General features: G+C 43.2%; 19 protein-coding genes and 1 other RNA gene. 17 read left to right on the top strand and 3 right to left on the bottom strand.

Going from position 1 to position 16,548, the window contains the following annotated elements; all coding sequences use genetic code 11:
* The first annotated feature begins 9 nt into the window (after positions 1 to 9).
* The 9 genes from HMPREF9473_RS15700 (at position 10) to ssrA (ending at position 7,242) form a co-directional block, all read left to right on the top strand.
* Positions 10 to 990 (top strand): hypothetical protein, encoded by a 981-nt coding sequence (locus tag HMPREF9473_RS15700; RefSeq protein WP_006781139.1) that lies wholly within the window; start codon positions 10 to 12, stop codon positions 988 to 990.
* 64 nt (positions 991 to 1,054) lie between these two features.
* Entirely contained in the window at positions 1,055 to 2,329 is a 1,275-nt protein-coding gene (gene eno / locus HMPREF9473_RS15695) for a phosphopyruvate hydratase (RefSeq protein WP_006781138.1), read from the top strand.
* A 133-nt stretch (positions 2,330 to 2,462) separates the two neighbouring features.
* Entirely contained in the window at positions 2,463 to 2,693 is a 231-nt protein-coding gene (gene secG, locus HMPREF9473_RS15690; protein WP_006781137.1) for a preprotein translocase subunit SecG, read from the top strand.
* A 99-nt stretch (positions 2,694 to 2,792) separates the two neighbouring features.
* A complete protein-coding gene (gene rnr / locus HMPREF9473_RS15685; RefSeq protein ID WP_006781136.1) occupies positions 2,793 to 4,952 on the top strand; it encodes a ribonuclease R in 2,160 nt (719 codons plus the stop codon).
* Between the two features lie 16 nt (positions 4,953 to 4,968).
* Complete coding sequence (gene smpB / locus HMPREF9473_RS15680; protein ID WP_006781135.1) at positions 4,969 to 5,436, top strand: SsrA-binding protein SmpB; 468 nt, start codon at positions 4,969 to 4,971, stop codon at positions 5,434 to 5,436.
* Positions 5,437 to 5,505: 69 nt separating this feature from the next.
* Entirely contained in the window at positions 5,506 to 5,940 is a 435-nt protein-coding gene (locus HMPREF9473_RS15675) for a hypothetical protein (RefSeq protein WP_006781134.1), read from the top strand.
* A gap of 125 nt (positions 5,941 to 6,065) precedes the next feature.
* Positions 6,066 to 6,386 (top strand): nucleotidyltransferase domain-containing protein, encoded by a 321-nt coding sequence (locus tag HMPREF9473_RS15670; RefSeq protein WP_006781133.1) that lies wholly within the window; start codon positions 6,066 to 6,068, stop codon positions 6,384 to 6,386.
* Positions 6,386 to 6,802, top strand: a complete 417-nt coding sequence (locus HMPREF9473_RS15665) for a HEPN domain-containing protein (protein ID WP_006781132.1) — start codon at positions 6,386 to 6,388, stop codon at positions 6,800 to 6,802. The genes HMPREF9473_RS15670 and HMPREF9473_RS15665 overlap by 1 nt, the downstream gene beginning before the upstream one ends.
* A gap of 99 nt (positions 6,803 to 6,901) precedes the next feature.
* Positions 6,902 to 7,242, top strand: a transfer-messenger RNA (tmRNA) gene (gene ssrA, locus HMPREF9473_RS26935).
* A gap of 17 nt (positions 7,243 to 7,259) precedes the next feature.
* On the opposite strand, the gene HMPREF9473_RS15660 is transcribed toward ssrA, so the two are convergent.
* Positions 7,260 to 7,655 (bottom strand): tyrosine-type recombinase/integrase, encoded by a 396-nt coding sequence (locus HMPREF9473_RS15660; protein ID WP_050810041.1) that lies wholly within the window; start codon positions 7,653 to 7,655, stop codon positions 7,260 to 7,262.
* Positions 7,656 to 7,841: 186 nt separating this feature from the next.
* Positions 7,842 to 8,024, bottom strand: coding sequence for a hypothetical protein (locus HMPREF9473_RS15655; RefSeq protein WP_006781131.1), 183 nt, complete (start codon positions 8,022 to 8,024; stop codon positions 7,842 to 7,844).
* A 241-nt stretch (positions 8,025 to 8,265) separates the two neighbouring features.
* Here HMPREF9473_RS15655 and HMPREF9473_RS27410 point away from each other — a divergent pair, with 241 nt between their 5' ends.
* The 3 genes from HMPREF9473_RS27410 to HMPREF9473_RS26325 all read left to right on the top strand — a co-directional run bounded on the left by HMPREF9473_RS27410 (position 8,266) and on the right by HMPREF9473_RS26325 (position 10,474).
* Positions 8,266 to 8,892 (top strand): hypothetical protein, encoded by a 627-nt coding sequence (locus HMPREF9473_RS27410; RefSeq protein ID WP_138669494.1) that lies wholly within the window; start codon positions 8,266 to 8,268, stop codon positions 8,890 to 8,892.
* Positions 8,893 to 9,266: 374 nt separating this feature from the next.
* The gene (locus HMPREF9473_RS15650) at positions 9,267 to 9,767 is read left to right on the top strand and encodes a hypothetical protein (RefSeq protein ID WP_006781129.1); all 501 of its coding nucleotides are present in this window, start codon (positions 9,267 to 9,269) and stop codon (positions 9,765 to 9,767) included.
* 68 nt (positions 9,768 to 9,835) lie between these two features.
* A complete protein-coding gene (locus HMPREF9473_RS26325; RefSeq protein ID WP_198138520.1) occupies positions 9,836 to 10,474 on the top strand; it encodes a YbjQ family protein in 639 nt (212 codons plus the stop codon).
* Between the two features lie 55 nt (positions 10,475 to 10,529).
* On the opposite strand, the gene HMPREF9473_RS15640 is transcribed toward HMPREF9473_RS26325, so the two are convergent.
* Positions 10,530 to 10,889: a hypothetical protein gene (locus HMPREF9473_RS15640; RefSeq protein ID WP_006781127.1), complete on the bottom strand. Its 360-nt coding sequence runs from the start codon at positions 10,887 to 10,889 to the stop codon at positions 10,530 to 10,532.
* A 184-nt stretch (positions 10,890 to 11,073) separates the two neighbouring features.
* Here HMPREF9473_RS15640 and HMPREF9473_RS15635 point away from each other — a divergent pair, with 184 nt between their 5' ends.
* From HMPREF9473_RS15635 to HMPREF9473_RS15615, 5 genes are all read left to right on the top strand, one after another.
* Complete coding sequence (locus tag HMPREF9473_RS15635) at positions 11,074 to 12,573, top strand: hypothetical protein (protein ID WP_006781126.1); 1,500 nt, start codon at positions 11,074 to 11,076, stop codon at positions 12,571 to 12,573.
* A 113-nt stretch (positions 12,574 to 12,686) separates the two neighbouring features.
* Positions 12,687 to 12,935: a hypothetical protein gene (locus HMPREF9473_RS15630; protein ID WP_006781125.1), complete on the top strand. Its 249-nt coding sequence runs from the start codon at positions 12,687 to 12,689 to the stop codon at positions 12,933 to 12,935.
* 478 nt (positions 12,936 to 13,413) lie between these two features.
* On the top strand, positions 13,414 to 14,328 hold the full coding sequence (locus HMPREF9473_RS15625; RefSeq protein WP_006781124.1) for a hypothetical protein: 915 nt from the start codon (positions 13,414 to 13,416) through the stop codon (positions 14,326 to 14,328).
* Between the two features lie 76 nt (positions 14,329 to 14,404).
* Positions 14,405 to 15,136: a Fic family protein gene (locus HMPREF9473_RS15620; RefSeq protein ID WP_006781123.1), complete on the top strand. Its 732-nt coding sequence runs from the start codon at positions 14,405 to 14,407 to the stop codon at positions 15,134 to 15,136.
* 148 nt (positions 15,137 to 15,284) lie between these two features.
* On the top strand, positions 15,285 to 16,142 hold the full coding sequence (locus HMPREF9473_RS15615; protein WP_006781122.1) for a tyrosine-type recombinase/integrase: 858 nt from the start codon (positions 15,285 to 15,287) through the stop codon (positions 16,140 to 16,142).
* The last annotated feature ends 406 nt before the right edge of the window (positions 16,143 to 16,548 follow it).

Here is a 16,548-nt window from a genome sequence, read left to right as displayed (position 1 = left end):
AGGGGATAGATGAAAAAGAAAATATTTAGAGAAATAATAATTTCAATCGCTTGTGCTTTACTAGCAGTATTCCCATCGTTTGCACAGGAAGTAAATAATTCAGTGGAGACGTCAATAGCAGTGAAAGGTGACAATATAATATACAGAATTTGCATTATTAATAAACAGAATGAATTGTGGGCCTGCTATGGCAAAAATAACAGAGAATTACTCGCCACGGATGTCGCTCAAGTGGCAAAGGGAGGAGATGTTTTTTTAAAAACGGATGGTACTTTGTGGGTGTGGACGCTTGTTAGTAAAGCAGAAGAATGGGCATTATGGTCTTCCGGAGATGTTTATGATTATCAATGTGTAGCATCAAATCTTAATGAAATTCCAGAAAGCTATTATTACGATGTTAATTCGGTAAAGCAAAAAGTATCAAATTATAAAAAAGCGGTCAAAACAGTAGGGACGACATTTGTAATAAAGAATGATGGTTCTCTTTGGGGATGGGGAGATAATTCCAAAGCTCAAATGGGAAATGGCTTAAATTGTGGGACACTGGTATATAATCATTGGGGCGTAGATCAGGGACAGCGTGATTGGTATACCGTTTATTGCCAGGTAGAAGAACCTGTAAAAATTATGGAGCATGTCAAGGCTGTTTTTGCGGCAGAAGCATCGTATGATAGTCAGGATGGAATTTATGCATTAAAAGAGGATGGTTCTGTATGGGTATGGGGAGACTCCCGCAGGATTCAAACGGATGAAACGATGACATTAATAAGGGGAATTGATAGCGGGAAAGAATATCCACGTTTAGCGGAGGAATGTTTCCAGGGAATAAAAGATTTAAAAATATTTGTTTATTCTTTCAATGATATAAATAAATATTGCTATGTAAAGGTGAATAATGATGACACAGTTTGGGTGAAAGGAGAATTTGGAATAGACCCGGTATATAATGATTTTACATTAGTATATGGGGAAGGTTTGTTAGGAGAATAAAATTTGCATACAATTTACTAAAATGGCTATCCTTATATTAGACTAAATATGAGGAGGCCATTTTATGTTGAATAAATTAGAAATTATTGGCGTGCAGGGCAGGGAAATTCTGGATTCCAGGGGGAATCCTACTGTGGAGGTTGAGGTTCAGTTGGAGGGCGGCGCGGTGGGCCGCGCGGCGGTTCCTTCCGGGGCGTCCACCGGTAAATTTGAGGCGGTGGAGCTGCGGGACGGCGGCCGGAGGTATCACGGACTGGGCGTGAAGAAGGCGGTGGAGCATGTCAACACCATTCTGGCGGAAGCCATTATGTTTGAAAATGCTCTGGACCAGCGCCATATCGACCGGCTGCTCCGGGAAGCGGACGGGACAGAGAATAAGGAAAATATGGGAGCCAACGCGATTCTTGGCGTGTCCATGGCTGTGGCCAGAGCGGCGGCCAATGGGCTGGAAATGCCATTGTACCGCTATCTTGGCGGAATTGGCGCCCACGAGCTTCCGGTACCGATGATGAATATCTTGAATGGAGGCGTTCATGCGGATAATACGGTGGATTTGCAGGAATTTATGATAATGCCTGTGGGGGCGGAATCATTTTCCGAGGGACTTCAGATGTGCGCGGAGATTTATCATACCCTCAAGAAGATTCTGAAAGCCGGCGGGTATGCCACGGCGGTCGGTGATGAGGGCGGCTTTGCACCGAATCTGAAAAATACGGAGGAAGTGCTGAGCTATATTGTGGACGCCATCAAATTGAGCGGTTACGAGGCGGGCACCCAGGTGAAAATCGCGATTGATGCGGCTTCCAGTGAGCTTTATAACGAGGAGAGCGGAATGTACGTCTTCCCGGGCGAGAGCCAGATGAGCGGAATTCAGGTGGAGAGGACGGCGGAGGAGATGGTGGATTATTATCTGCGGCTGGTTGACGGATTTCCTATCATTTCCATTGAGGATGGGCTTCAGGAGGAAGACTGGGAAGGATGGCAGCTGATGACGAAGAAGCTGGGACACCGGGTGCAGCTGGTGGGGGACGATTTGTTTGTCACCAATACCAAACGGCTGAAGAAGGGGATTGAGCTGGGGGCGGCCAATTCGATTCTGGTGAAGGTGAATCAGATTGGGACGCTTTCGGAGAGCTTTGATGCCATTGAGATGGCGAAACAGGCCGGGTATACGACGGTGATTTCCCATCGCTCCGGGGAGACGGAGGACTCGATCATTGCCGATATCGCGGTGGCTGTGAACAGTGGGCAGATTAAGACCGGGGCGCCGTGCAGGTCGGACCGGGTGGCGAAGTATAACCAGCTGTTGAGGATTGAAGAGAACTTATACGCGAAATAATTTGTCTGAATTGTTACGAATAATTGTAAAATAGTGGTTGTATTTAAAATAAAAGTATGCTATGATATCTTTGTTTGACTAGAGGAAAGTCCTCACCATATGCAGATGAGGAAAACCAGGAGGTGTTTAAAGCATGCTTAAGACAATATTTGCAGTAGTGTTTGTTATTATATGTATCGCCCTTACAGTGATTGTGTTACTTCAGGAAGGCAAGTCAGCTGGTCTCGGTGCAGTCAGCGGAATGGCAGATACCTACTGGGGCAAGAACAAAGGCCGTTCCATGGAAGGCAACCTTGAGAAGTTTACAAAGTTCGCAGCGTTTGCGGTTCTGGCTCTGGCGTTATTATTGAATGTAATCTGGTAGGATGAAATACAAACACTCTTGGGAACAAGAGTGTTTTTTTCTTACATTTTCACACAGGCTTGCGGACAGAATTCCACTGGAATTTGACAGGAGATTAAGATGACGGAAGAATTATTAAATGAGAGAAAAAAGACGCTGATGGCGGTGATCAACGATAAGACCTATGTTCCCATGAAATTAAAGGAACTGGCCATGCTGTTGAACATCCCGAAAACTCAGCGGAATGATTTGAAGGAAGTGATGGACGCCCTGGTGGCCGAGGGGAAAGTCGGGATTTCGAAGAAGGGGAAATACGGGAAGCCGGAGACATTTTCCATGACTGGTATGTTTTGTGGTCATCCCAAGGGCTTTGGCTTTGTGACGGTGGAAGGGCTGGAGCAGGACGTGTTTATCCCGGGGGAGAAGACCGGCGGTGCCCTCCACGGCGACAAGGTGCAGATTGTGGTGGAGTCCGAGAGCCGTGGAAAGCGGGCGGAGGGAAGTGTCATCCGTGTGCTGGAGCACGCCAATGAGCGGGTGATTGGATATTACCAGAAGAATAAGAGTTTCGGCTTTGTGATTCCGGACAATCAGAAGATTGGGAAAGACATTTTCATCCCCCAGGGCAAGGATATGGGGGCGGTGACGGGACATAAGGTGGTCGTGAAGGTGACGGACTTTGGCGGCGAGAACAAGAAGCCGGAGGGGATTGTCACGGAGATTATCGGCCATGTCAATGACCCTGGGACGGATATTATCTCGATTATCAAGGCTTATGGGCTGCCGGAGGAATTTCCGGCGGAGGTGATGAAGTCCTTGGAGCGGATACCGGATGAGATAGACGGGAAAGACATGGCGGGGCGGCTGGATTTGCGAAAGCTTAAGACGGTTACCATCGACGGGGAAGACGCCAAGGATTTGGATGACGCGATTACCATTGAGAAAAAGGACGGCGTTTATACGCTGGGGGTCCACATTGCGGACGTGAGCCATTATGTGACGGAGAAGAGTCCGCTGGATGAGGAGGCGTTAAAGCGGGGCGCCAGCGTGTACCTGGTGGACCGGGTGATACCGATGCTGCCCCACAAGCTGTCCAACGGCATCTGCTCGCTGAATGAGGGGACCGACCGGCTGGCCCTCAGCTGTATCATGGAGATTGACGCCCAGGGGCATCTGCTGGGGCATGAGATTGCGGAGACGGTCATCAATGTGGACCGGAGAATGACCTACACGGCGGTCAATGCAGTCGTTACCGACCGGGATGAGAGCGTTATGGCGGAGTACCGGGACTTTGTCGATATGTTTGATTTGATGAAGGAGCTGGCGGACATTCTGCGGGCCCAGAGAAAGAAGAGGGGCTCCATCGACTTTGATTTCCCGGAGAGCAAGATTATCCTGGATGAGAAGGGGAAACCGGTCGATATACGGCCTTATGAGAGAAATGCGGCAACGAAAATCATCGAGGATTTCATGCTGATGGCCAACGAGACGGTGGCGGAGGATTATTTCTGGCAGGAGATTCCCTTTGTCTACCGGACCCATGACAATCCGGACCCGGAGAAAATGAAGCGGCTGGGAACCTTTATCAACAACTTTGGCTATGCCATCCGGACCCAGCAGGGGGAGGTTCATCCCAAGGAACTGCAGAAGCTGTTGAACAAGATTGAGGGGACGCCGGAGGAGGCGTTGATCAGCCGTTTGACGCTGCGTTCCATGCGGCAGGCCAAATATACCACGGTGTGTACCGGGCATTTCGGTCTGGCGGCCAAGTATTACACCCACTTTACGTCGCCCATCAGGCGTTATCCGGACCTTCAGATTCACCGGATTATCAAGGAGAACCTGCGTGGCGGGCTGGGTGAAAAACGTATCGCCCACTATGACAGGATTCTGCCGGGCGTCACGGTTGCCTGCTCGGCCATGGAGCGCCGGGCCGACGAGGCGGAGCGGGAGACGGATAAATTAAAGAAATGTGAATATATGTCCAAGCGGATTGGGGAAGAGTTTGACGGCGTAATCTCCGGTGTGACCAACTGGGGGCTGTATGTGGAACTGCCCAACACGGTGGAAGGACTGATTCATGTCAATGAGCTCCACGGGGATTATTATGTCTTTGATGAGGAGCGGATGGAACTGACAGGGGAGTTGTCCAGAACCACCTATAAGCTGGGCCAGAAAATCCGTGTGCAGGTGAGCGGAACGGATAAGCTGTCCAGAACAATCGACTTCTGTCTAGCAAAGGATTTTGATGCGGAATCCGAGGCGGGACAGGAGGACTAAAAGGGGAATTGAAATTATGGGAAAAGAGAGTATTAAGTTAATTGCCAACAATAAAAAGGCGTATCATGAATATTTTATTGATGAGAAGTATGAGACGGGGATTGAGCTGTTTGGTACGGAGGTGAAGTCCATCCGTATGGGGAAATGCAGCATCAAGGAATCATTTGTCCGCATTGACAGCAAAAATGAGATGTATATCTGCGGGATGAACATCAGTCCTTATGAGAAGGGAAACATTTTCAATAAGGACCCGCTGCGGGTGAGAAAGCTGTTGATGCACAAAGAGGAAATCCGCAGGCTGAACGCCAAGATTGCGGAGAAGGGGTATACGCTGGTGCCGCTGCAGGTTTATTTTAAGGGCAGTCTGGTGAAGGTGGAGATTGGTCTGGCCCGCGGTAAGAAGCTCTATGACAAGCGGGATGACATCGCCAAGAAGGACCAGAGGCGGGAAGTGGAGCGGGAGTTTAAGCAGACGTTCCGGTAGGGCGAAAGAACGCTCTTTCTGCATAAGACATCTTCTTTTGGATACAATAATCAAAAAGGAGATGTCACGATGAACGAAAATTTTAATGCCGTATTTTTGAATTTTATCTATCAGAATTCCGCCATGGGGGTGACCACCATCAGCCAGCTTCTGGATATTGTGGAGGATGAGGCGTTCCGGAAACATTTGGAGAAAGAGCTGGAGGAGTACCGCTCCTACCATGAGGAAGCGAAGAAGCTGTTAAACGACCACGGATTCGACGAAAAAGGTCTGACCATGTTCGAGAAAATCCGCACATACCTGATGATAAGCGTCCAGACCATGACGGACAAGTCCGCATCCCATATTGCGGAAATGATGATAACCGGCAGCAATATGGGAATCCTGGACGCCACGAAGCATTTAAAGGATGCGGATCATGTGGAGCGGGATATCCGCAGCCTGATGGAAAATCTGTTGAAATTTGAAGAGAAAAATGTGCAGAAATTGAAAGAATTTCTGTAAAGGTTCATAAAGCCGCCAAAGCGTTTCATCTCCGCTGAAGGCGGTTTTATTGTAAAATAGATTGATTAATGGTATAATTTTGGTAAAAGCAGAGTCTTAGCATATGAAATAGGGAGGCGTACATAATGAATCAAACAGAACGACATCAGGAAGCGATAGAATATGCCCTGAATATATTAAGTGCCAATCCTTACAAAAGCTATATTGATAAAATCTATATGTTTGGAAGCTGTGCAAGAAAAGAACAGAGATATACAAGCGATGTGGATTTATTGGTAGAGTGCGGTGAGCGTATACCTCCGGAATTAGTGCGCAGTATGAGAATTGCCGTCATGCCGGAAGAATTAGATATGCCGGAAATTGATTTGAAGTTTGTTGCCAGGGATCAGTGGCGGAATCAAACGAATCGGTTTTCACAAAATCTGGTTGAGGAGGGAGTTCTTTAATGCAAAAAGAAATAAATTATTACACGTTTGCGGATAATGACTATGAATTTTTGAAGATAAACATGAAAGAAGGGCGAGTCTTTAATGCCATGACAAGCATTGCCCAGAATGTTTGCGAAGGGTTTTTGAAGCATCTGATTGATTGCTATTGTACGGACATTGATTGTACAGCTGCTTTGAAAACACATTCCCTGAAAAGAATGATTCGCTTCTTGAATGATAATCTTACGGATTTTGAGATTGACAAAACGAAAGTAATACTGGCAGACGGGTATTATTTTTCTGCAAGATGTCCTGGTGATGAGTCGTTTTTTGCAAATGAGGAAGATGTGAAGATTTGCTGGGAGGCAGTGGAGGAAACGAAAAAAGCTGTGGATGGATATCTGGAGAAACATGGTGGACGGAATTTTTTGTAAGGTTTTGTAATTGGTTTCCTATTGACTGCTTTTAGCGTATATGTTAAGATTAGAGAGTCTGAAAGGGATGTTTATCCCGGTATTTGGACACCCCAGTAGGGGGCTGTACTGGTTTCGACAGGGGCTATGCAGCTGGTGAAGCTATCCGCATGCGGTGCGTGAAACGGCAAAATTAAAATTAAACGCTGAAGACAATTTAGCATACGCAGCCTAATTGGCTGCCGTCAGCCTTAGAGCACTCACACTTTAAGAACCTGGCGTCGACGATGTGAGAAACGACTTATGCAAAGCTTTGAGCATATGGGCGTATCATGAAGCTACTGAACTCATCAGAATGTCAGTTTTCGGATGACAGAGGGAATGTAAAATAACTGACTATGATAGTAGAAGAACAGGGAATTGGTTTTTGGACACGGGTTCAAATCCCGTCAGCTCCACTTTGAAAGGCTAGCGAATGCTAGCCTTTTTCAATGTCGTGTTGTATTTCATGTTGCATAGCATCCATGAAATAGCTATCAATTAAATTATCTACTCGCTCACGTTCTTCCGAGAATGTCTGCATATATACTTTTTTCATAACTGCATCAGATTTCCATCCGCCACGTTCCTGGGCATACTTATCTGGCACCCGGAGCAAGGCCATTACGGATGCATTCAAGTGACGCAGGTCGTGAAAGGTTATGTGCTCCATACCGTATTTGTCTTGTAATCGAATCCACTTTTCATATAGCGCATTTCCGCTCATGGGGACGAGAATATCACCTTCCACTTGGTCTATGAACTGTTTAATATACAACGGTATTTTGTGACGTCGGTTTCTGGTTGGGTTTTTGGCTAAATTTTTTCTGAACATCCTCTGGTTGTACAATATTTGGCGACTGCAAGATAATCAATTTGATGGTATGGTTCCCTTATTAACGCCATTGACGTACACACTTAGTGCTCTAGCTACGGGATTAAAATACAACGATAACGCACCATCGGAGTACTGCGAACGTAAAGATTTCCATCAACAAAAGCAATAAAATCACTAGTTTTGCTATGGTTCTATATCAAGTTCGTGAGCCTTATGGTAAAGCAATGCCAGCTCGAGGTTTGCGGTAGCAGTCTCTTCGGAAATATAATGACCGTGTATTTGTTTCATAGGGGCTAACTGGCTGGCCCTATAAAAATCTTCCATAGACTTTTCTGATTGATAAATTGCATAAGCACCTGGAATCATATCACACCTCCCAAAATCAATAGGATTATACATCGCCCTATGAAATAATGCAATATCGTGCAGAAATATTATTCCGAAAGAGCCAGCGCAGGCATTAAAATCATTGAATTTTCTTTAGATTTGTAACAGTTTGTAAGACTCCGTTAGTAACACGTTAATAACAAAAATGTCGAAATATCCAGCATTTACGTATGCAATCTTTAACGAACCTTTAAAACATTTATTTAAAATTTATGCTAATATGGAGAAAAGAGAGAAGGGAGTAAAAAAAAGAAAGATGTATGAAGAAATAAAAAAATCGAGTAGTTCTATAATGCGCAATTCGAAAAACATCTCAAAAAGTACTGCTAAGTCGAATAAAGCAATAGTTATCCAATTAGCTAATAGACAGAATATAGGTAATAGTACTATGCAAAGTCCGATAATACAAAGGTCTTCAACAGGTCCATCTTCACCGGATGAGTTAGGACTTGAGAGTCGACAAGAGGCCGAACCTGATATATTTCATTTGTGTGTAGAGCAATTGCATTTGGAAAATAATAATCTTCCTAGACGTGAATACAATAGGTTAGCAAGTAGACTTCTTTTTTATTGCCATCCTTATTTTTTACGTAGACATATAATACAAAGAACCTTTAGAGAAGCTACGAAAATATCTATATTTACTTTAGGTGAAATACTAGCAGAAGCAAGCAGGCATGGAAAGATTAGACTTGTCGCATATGGGGAATGTGAAATAGGAATTGTATATAGATCATATGCTATTTATTGGAATAATAATATAAATAGTAGGGTTATGCATCTTGAAAATGCAAGTGATCAGAATAAGAGTCTTTGGAGAGATCATGTTAGACAAGGTGGTGTTTAAAAAGGTAAAACAATCTGATATAGCAGTAACTGACTCCTAAACATTATTGTATGGCTAGTATTAAATATAAGAAGTTTATAATTATCTTAATTTGCATTTTGGGTAGAATCAACTTGCAACTCTTCGTGCATCTAGTTTTACAATTACTTGTTCTTAATCATTATTCAAACTGGGACCCTAACCCGTGTTGCATTTTCGTGTTGCATAATATATCAAATAATGATATTTTACTATATATATATTTATATTTTTATATAATTATAGATAGCCTTAAACGTAGAGTTTATGAGGAATTCATTAAAATCTAAGGTTTTTTAATTTTATAGATTATTGTGTAAATAAAGTTTTGGGAAAAGGGGATATGAGTAGAAAATATGAGATGGAATAAGCTACATATCATTGGAGTCATCTACGTAATGGCGATGTTGTTGACAGGATGTGCAAATGGGAAAGGCAGTGGGGATAGCATTCTTCCTTTCACATCGATTGTTCCGGGGATGAGTATTGAGGAGATTCGGAAGCTGGAACCGGAGCTGGAAGAGGAGGAGGGCGGTTATGCCTTGACAAAGGATTACCAGGGATTTCCCATGGAAACCTATCTGCTCCCGGAGAAAACGGAATCCATGATTGTCTGGAATTGTAATGATGATGAACTGGATTTGGATAAGCTGGTGGAGAGTCTGACCAACTACTTTGATGAGAGGTATGAGGTGTACACGACTGTGGAGGATGATGACTATACGGCAGTGGACTGGCGCACGGAAACGTATGATATCCTCCTGGCGGATACGTCTTTTAGTTTCATGGGAATGGAAACTAGAGAAGTAACCGTATATTTGTCCTTACGGCTGGACTTGGAGGACAGTACGGAATGACAATATGGTGGCATTGACACTGTAAAATATATGCGTGGGAGTGAGGGGAAGCTAAAATGGAGTGTTGTTTGTGTAAAAAGAATCAATCTAAGTGGATATCAGATTATCCTCTTTATTTTGGGAATTCTGAACTTAGAGTGTGTACGGATTGTCATAGAAAACTTGAAATTATAAATGAACGCCAACCGAATGGAAATATCGAAAAAGAAATTTCGTTTTTTAGTGATTTATTAAAGAACAATATTATTACGGATGATAATGCGGTAAGATACATGACAGAAGTACTGCGTATATGTAATGAAGGTGGTACTGTTTTTGAAGCCCAGCATAATATTTATGAACAAGAACTTAGCGAAAAAAATAGTAAACTCAGGCAGATTGTAGTGACTTCCGGCTATAATGTTGAAGGTTATGAAATTAAACAGTATATTGATATTATTTCAACAGAAATAGTGTTAGGTATGGGAGTAATCAATGGACTTTTCGCTGAACTCTCAAATATTACCGGAACTCAGTCGACTGCTTTGAGTAAGAAATTGAAAGAAGCAAGAAAAGAAGTAGTTGACCAATTAAGAGAAGAGGCAATAGAAATAAAAGCGAATGCAATAATTGGAGTGGATATAGATTATACAATGTTTGGAGATACAATGGTTGCGGTGATAGCAACTGGCACAGCTGTGGTTATCGATAAAATATCCCAATCTTAATCAAATGGAATACCAAGTGAAAGAGACATCAGGACCCCCTGGTGTCTCTTATCTCTTATTTCAGGATTTCATCCTTCTTCTCTAAAATCGCTTCCACAGCGGCGCAGGCCGGACAGTCGCAGTATTTGGCGCCGGCTGCTTTGATTTCTTTGGCGTGGGCCGCCACTTCTTTCGCCTTGTCGGCTCCGAAAACCTGAGCGCCGGTCTCGGATTCCGCAAAACCGATCAAGCCGTCAATCGGCATAATATCGGCTTCCAGTTCCGCTATGTATGTCTTGGTAGCTGAGGCTTCCTTGTCAGTGTTTACGGCGTCTAACCAGGTCTGCGCAGCGGCCCTTGTCTCCGAATTGCAGGTGGCGGCGTCCATCAATTCATGTGTCTTTTCAACTACAAAATCCAATACTTGTTTTTCCATAGCTGATACCTCGCTTTCTTAATTTTGATGTCTATATTCTACCATAATCGGCTGGCAGTTGCAAATGATAGAGATTTTAGAGTATTCGTTTGAAAAGTTTTAAGCAATCTTTAATTTGGTATCTTATGGACCTGATATAGTAAGTTTAGAAGATGGTTTATTTTCAACAAGGAGGAACAGGTTTGTGTTTGAATATATTGATAAAACTGAGAGAGTAAATTCCAGGAGAGAAAAACAGTCTGACTGTCAGATTCAAAGAAGCAAGGCAATCATGAGAAAGAACGAGAAAAGTCTTATATTAGGCAAAAATAAGGGAATCATACAGAAAAAACCGATTCCAGAAGATGATGATTTTGATGAAGTTGGTGAGATTTTCAAGGACGATGCTCATATGGAGATTAAATTTAAAAAGATTGCTGAGGATGTCTATTTATATGACGAAAGCATAATATTAAAATGGGATGAAGAGAATGAAAAATATGTTGATAGAAAGGAAAATGAGGTAGATTTAACGACGCTTGGCAAAGCTGCCGGACATACTTTAGTTGTAGCAATGGGAGAGATGGGAATGATTACCGGAGAAACTGATAGAATTATGACAAGCAATGCGTCTCCATGTTTAATTTTAATCATTAAAAATGAAACATCTATACGTATGGCTCATATTTTTGTTGGAAACAGTGATGATGATATAATGGGAATCGTGGATAACTTAAAGCCGAATGACCATGTTACACTTGCGACAAAAGTAAATGTGCGAGAAAATCAAATTATTGCTGAAAAAGAGCAGAATTATGAGGAATATCGGATTCAAAGAAAACGCCGTAATGATTTGAACGAAATATTAACAAATATGGCAACTGAAAGCAAAATAGCTTCCTATACTTACAACAGTACTATGGAGAATGCAAGCGCAACATTACAGGGAGAAATTGTTGAACATGCGGACGGCAGTGAGCCGGAGGAACTGTCAAAATTGGCTATCTTACGGTCTGAAAGGGCCAATGCTGCTTTCAATGCAAAAATACCGGTTCGTTTAACAAATCGTACATCCAATGTGGAGAATGGTGACGATTATGATAAGGATAAAATTATTCAAATGGCTGGCGTGTATAAGGGGCCAACGCGGGAGAAAGGGGATGGATTTGATGAAACAGAAATGTATGAGACATTTTCTAAATCTGCATCAGCACGCAGACTGGAAGAAGAGGTTGGTGGAGCAGGGTATACATATGAAGGAGATGTAGATAGTCTGTCTAACGCTAATACGGATGTATACGAAAAGAAAATACGCATTAGCAAACAAAGAGACTTCCAAAGAGCGGCTCTCGGATTCGCCTATGAGCTTATGAATGCGAAAAATGGAGAACGTTTGAAAAGCGTGCATCAACTGCTTCATGGGGAAAAAACGGAAGCAAAGGCAAAGGAATATGCGGAAGGAATTCTTCGAATAGAGGCGGAAGCTGTTTTCATGAGAACCGTGACCGCAATCGAATGTGGATTATGTGATGTTCTTGTAAATAAAAAGTACATAGAAATCGTTCAAAGGGATGGCAGTGACAGTGAAAAGATAGAACAGATATTTGAGGAAATGTATCAGAATGGTACCATAGGGCAAGATAAAATCCCAGCTGTAGATTATTACGTTGACCAGTTCATGAGATTCAATGACTACAAACCATAAAATACAGCGAGATAACATATTGGTTTGCAGGTATATTTTTCGCCTATCTGTCATAGATTATAAATAATGGGACATACTTCCAAATACAGAATCAGGGAAAAGGAGAATAGACTATGCCTAGAGGCGCACGAAAATCACCAAAAGAAAAATTACAGCTAAAGCTGGAGGAAGTGGTGCAGGCGATTGAGCAGTATGAGCAGGCGGTGCTGACGCTCAAGGGACAGAAAAAGGAGATTGAGGAGGAACTGGCGCAGTTGGAACTGCGGGAAGTGCTGGAACTGATGAAGGAGAAAGAATTGTCTACGGAGGAGCTTCGGGACATGATTCTGGATTATCAGCCACAGCTGGAGCAGGGAGCCTGAGTGATAGAGTCTGACACGGTTTATAGAGAAGGAGCGCAGTATATTTGATTCTGCACTCCTTTTTTTAAATGGAATAACATAAAAATGCGATACTTATGCTATGAAAAGAGTTTCCGTGGCGTATCACATATCATCACCGCCTGGAAACTCTTTTATTTTCCAGAAACAGTAAAAAACAGATAGCTGTTTGTTGTGTTGTTTTTCAGAAAATCAGGATTGCATCTGCCGGAATGATATGATATACTGAATCCATTCACACAGAGGTTCCACTCTGTAAGTAATCTTCGGCGCAAGCCGTTGCGGCCAGTTCGGCCAGAGTTTCACACATTTGGAAGTTTTGAAGTCAGCAGTACAGTCATTTACAGCCGGTTATTTTGTGATATCCGGGAAGAGAAAAGGGGAGGGATGCCTTATGCCGGTTATTTGCCGATAAACGATTGCAATCAGACAAATAAGACGATATAATGGAGGTATCAATATGGCAAATCAAATGCCAGAAATGCCGGTAGTGGCAGACCGGAAATATAAGGACCGGGTATTCCGGGCCGTGTTTAAAGAGAAGAAGGATTTACTGGAACTCTATAATGCACTCAGAGGTTCCGATTACACGAATCCGGAGGATTTGGAGATAAATACCCTCGAAAATGCCGTGTATATGAAGATGAAAAATGATTTATCATTTTTGATAAAGGGAGAGCAGAAACTCTATGAACATCAGAGTACGATCAATCCCAATATGCCGCTTCGGGGACTCTTTTATCTGACGGACCTGTTTCGGAAAATGATAGGGGAAGAAGGAAGAAAGCTGTATGGAAGCGGCAGAATCAAGATACCAACCCCTTACTACGTGGTATTCTACAACGGAACCCAAGACCAGCCAGACCGCCAGATCATGAAGCTTTCCGATTCCTATACGGTAAAAGGAGAAGAGCCGCCGTGTCTGGAGATGACAGCGCTGGTCCTGAATGTGAATCTGGGTCACAACCGGGAGTTAATGGAGAAATGCAGGAAATTGCAGGAATATGCGCAGTTTGTGGCGGCAGTCAGACGATACCATGAAAAAGACGCAGATTTGACCACAGCGATAAACCATGCGATTGATGAATGCATTCAAAATAACATCCTGGCAGAGTTCCTGATGAAGAACAGGGCGGAGGTAATGGATATGTTATGGTATGAATACGACGAAGAAGAGCACATTGCCAGTGAGAAGGAAATCAGCTATGCGGAGGGAGAAGCCGCTGGGAAGGCAGAGGGAAAGGCAGAAGAACGCCAGCTCATGCTGGAGTTGGTTTCGCTGATGGTCCGGGACGGTCTGGCAGGTGAGATTGAAAGGCTAAGGGAGGACAAAGAATTTTGTAATTCTATGTTAGAAAAATATCGTTTATTGTAATATTCTCTGTTCCATAGTGTACTTGTGAAATGGAAAAAATTGCCAGGAGAAGAATTTTTGAAAGGATGGTGCCATCATGGAAGCAAGAGATTTTATCCAATTTTTGCAAGAGCGTTTTCAAATAGAGAGAAAGAAATTTGACAGATCTGGCGTTTACGGATATACGCAGCGGCTTTTGGCTTATAATTCAAATAAAATAGAGGGAAGTACATTGACGGAAGAGCAGACGGCTTCCCTGTTTGATAATGGTACGCTGCCCAAATCGGATGATTATTATCGGGCAAAAGATGTTGAAGAAATGAATGGACATTTTTTGATGTTTAATAAGATGCTGGATACAATTGAGGAGCCACTGACACAGGAGCTAATAAAAGCGTTTCACTATGAACTCAAAAGTGGCGTATTTGAAGACAGGGCAAATGGATATGCAATTGGAGACTACAAGCAGCGTCCAAATATGATTGGCATATATCAGACTGTGCGCCCGGAATTAGTAGAGACGGAAATGCAAGAATTGCTGAACTGGTATCACAAGCAAAGAATTCATATTGCAGTGTTGGCGGAGTTCCATGTACGGTACGAGAGCATTCATCCATTTCAGGACGGAAATGGCAGAACGGGGCGCTTAATATTATTCAGAGAATGTTTGAGGAATGGAATACCTCCGGTAGTAATTGAAGACAGTAATCGAAGTGAATACTTGGAAGCATTGAAAGAGTATAGAGAGAGTTCTATATTAGATAAGATGGTGGAGCTGTTTGAAAAGGAACAGGAGTATTATTATAAAAAGGCGAGTTATTTTATTTAATGGAAAACGGTCAGGCAGCCAGTAATTTTGACCAGCTGGAATCATTCCAGCTGGTATTTTTAATTACATAGACTTGCAATTTTTTCGATTTCCATATATGGTAATAGTAAGGGTTAAATTATAGAAAAGAGGGAGGATTTTTTTTAAAATGATGGAGCGCAAAAATGTGAAAAACGCAGAGCAGACATTGAAGGAATATGAAGCGTATCTCCAGGATGAGGAGCGGAGCCGGGCTACGGTGGAGAAGTATGTCCGGGATGTGAGAAAGTTTATGGGATTTCTGGCGGGGGATGTGGATATCGGGAAGGAGAAGGTGCGGGAGTACAAGGAAATGTTAAAGGAACAGTATAAAATCACCAGCGCCAACTCCATGCTGGCGGCCATGAATCATTTTTTCGTGTTTCTGGGGAGGGAAGAGCTGAAGGTAAAGCTGTTTAAAATCCAGAGGAGTACATACAGCAGGCCAGAGAAGGAGATGACGGAAAAGGATTATGCGGGATTAATAAAAGCGGCCAGGGCAGATGGGGACGAGCGGATGAGTATGCTGCTCCAGACGCTTGGCAGCACGGGGATACGGATTAGTGAGTTGAAATTTATGACGGTGGAAGCTGTAAATGAGGGACGGGCGGAGATTTATAATAAGGGAAAATTGCGCGTCGTACTGCTTCCGGCAGAATTGATGAGACTGTTGAAACTGTATTGTAAAAAAGTGGGAATTCGTTCCGGAAGTATTTTTATAACCAGAAATGGAAATACGATGGACAGGAGCAATATCAGTAAACGGATGAAACAGCTGGGAAGAGAGGCGGGAGTGGACGTGGCGAAGGTATTTCCCCATAATCTGCGACATCTGTTTGCCAGAGTGTTTTACAGCATTGAAAAAGATGTGGTGCGGCTCATGGATTTGCTGGGGCATTCCAATATCAGTACGACACGAATCTATACTATGACCACGGAAGAGCAGCCAAGGAGGCAGATGTCGCGGATGAAACTGGTGCTTGGTTAGCCGGGACGGCCGGATGACATAAAAAAACACCCCATAATATGTGTTATGAGGTATCGATATCTAACAGATAAGGGATTCTTCCCTTACGATATAGTCTATTATACCCACTTTCGTAAAAATTAGCAAGGTTTGAAATGGAAAATATTTCAAAAACCGGCGAAAAGTTCGCAGAATTGTGGTTCCGTGGGTAGGGAAAAGGGTGATTGGGCGTGAAAGGTCAAAATCGCCTGTTTGCTATGCCCAAATGTTTCGGGGCAGAGTTCCTGCATTCTGAAGTATCTCTGAAATATCTATAAAATCAATCAAAAAGTTATCCCAGACAAAGGCCGGCAGGTCTTTTTTTGTGCCGTGTGAGAACGTTCCGGTCATGTTTCACTTCATAACACATATTACCGGGTCAACCCTG

This window comes from Hungatella hathewayi WAL-18680 (assembly GCF_000235505.1).
Taxonomy (GTDB): Bacteria; Bacillota; Clostridia; order Lachnospirales; family Lachnospiraceae; genus Hungatella_A; species Hungatella_A hathewayi_A.
The sequence above is the reverse complement of the archived record's forward strand: the minus strand, read 5'-3'. Positions and strand labels throughout refer to the sequence as shown.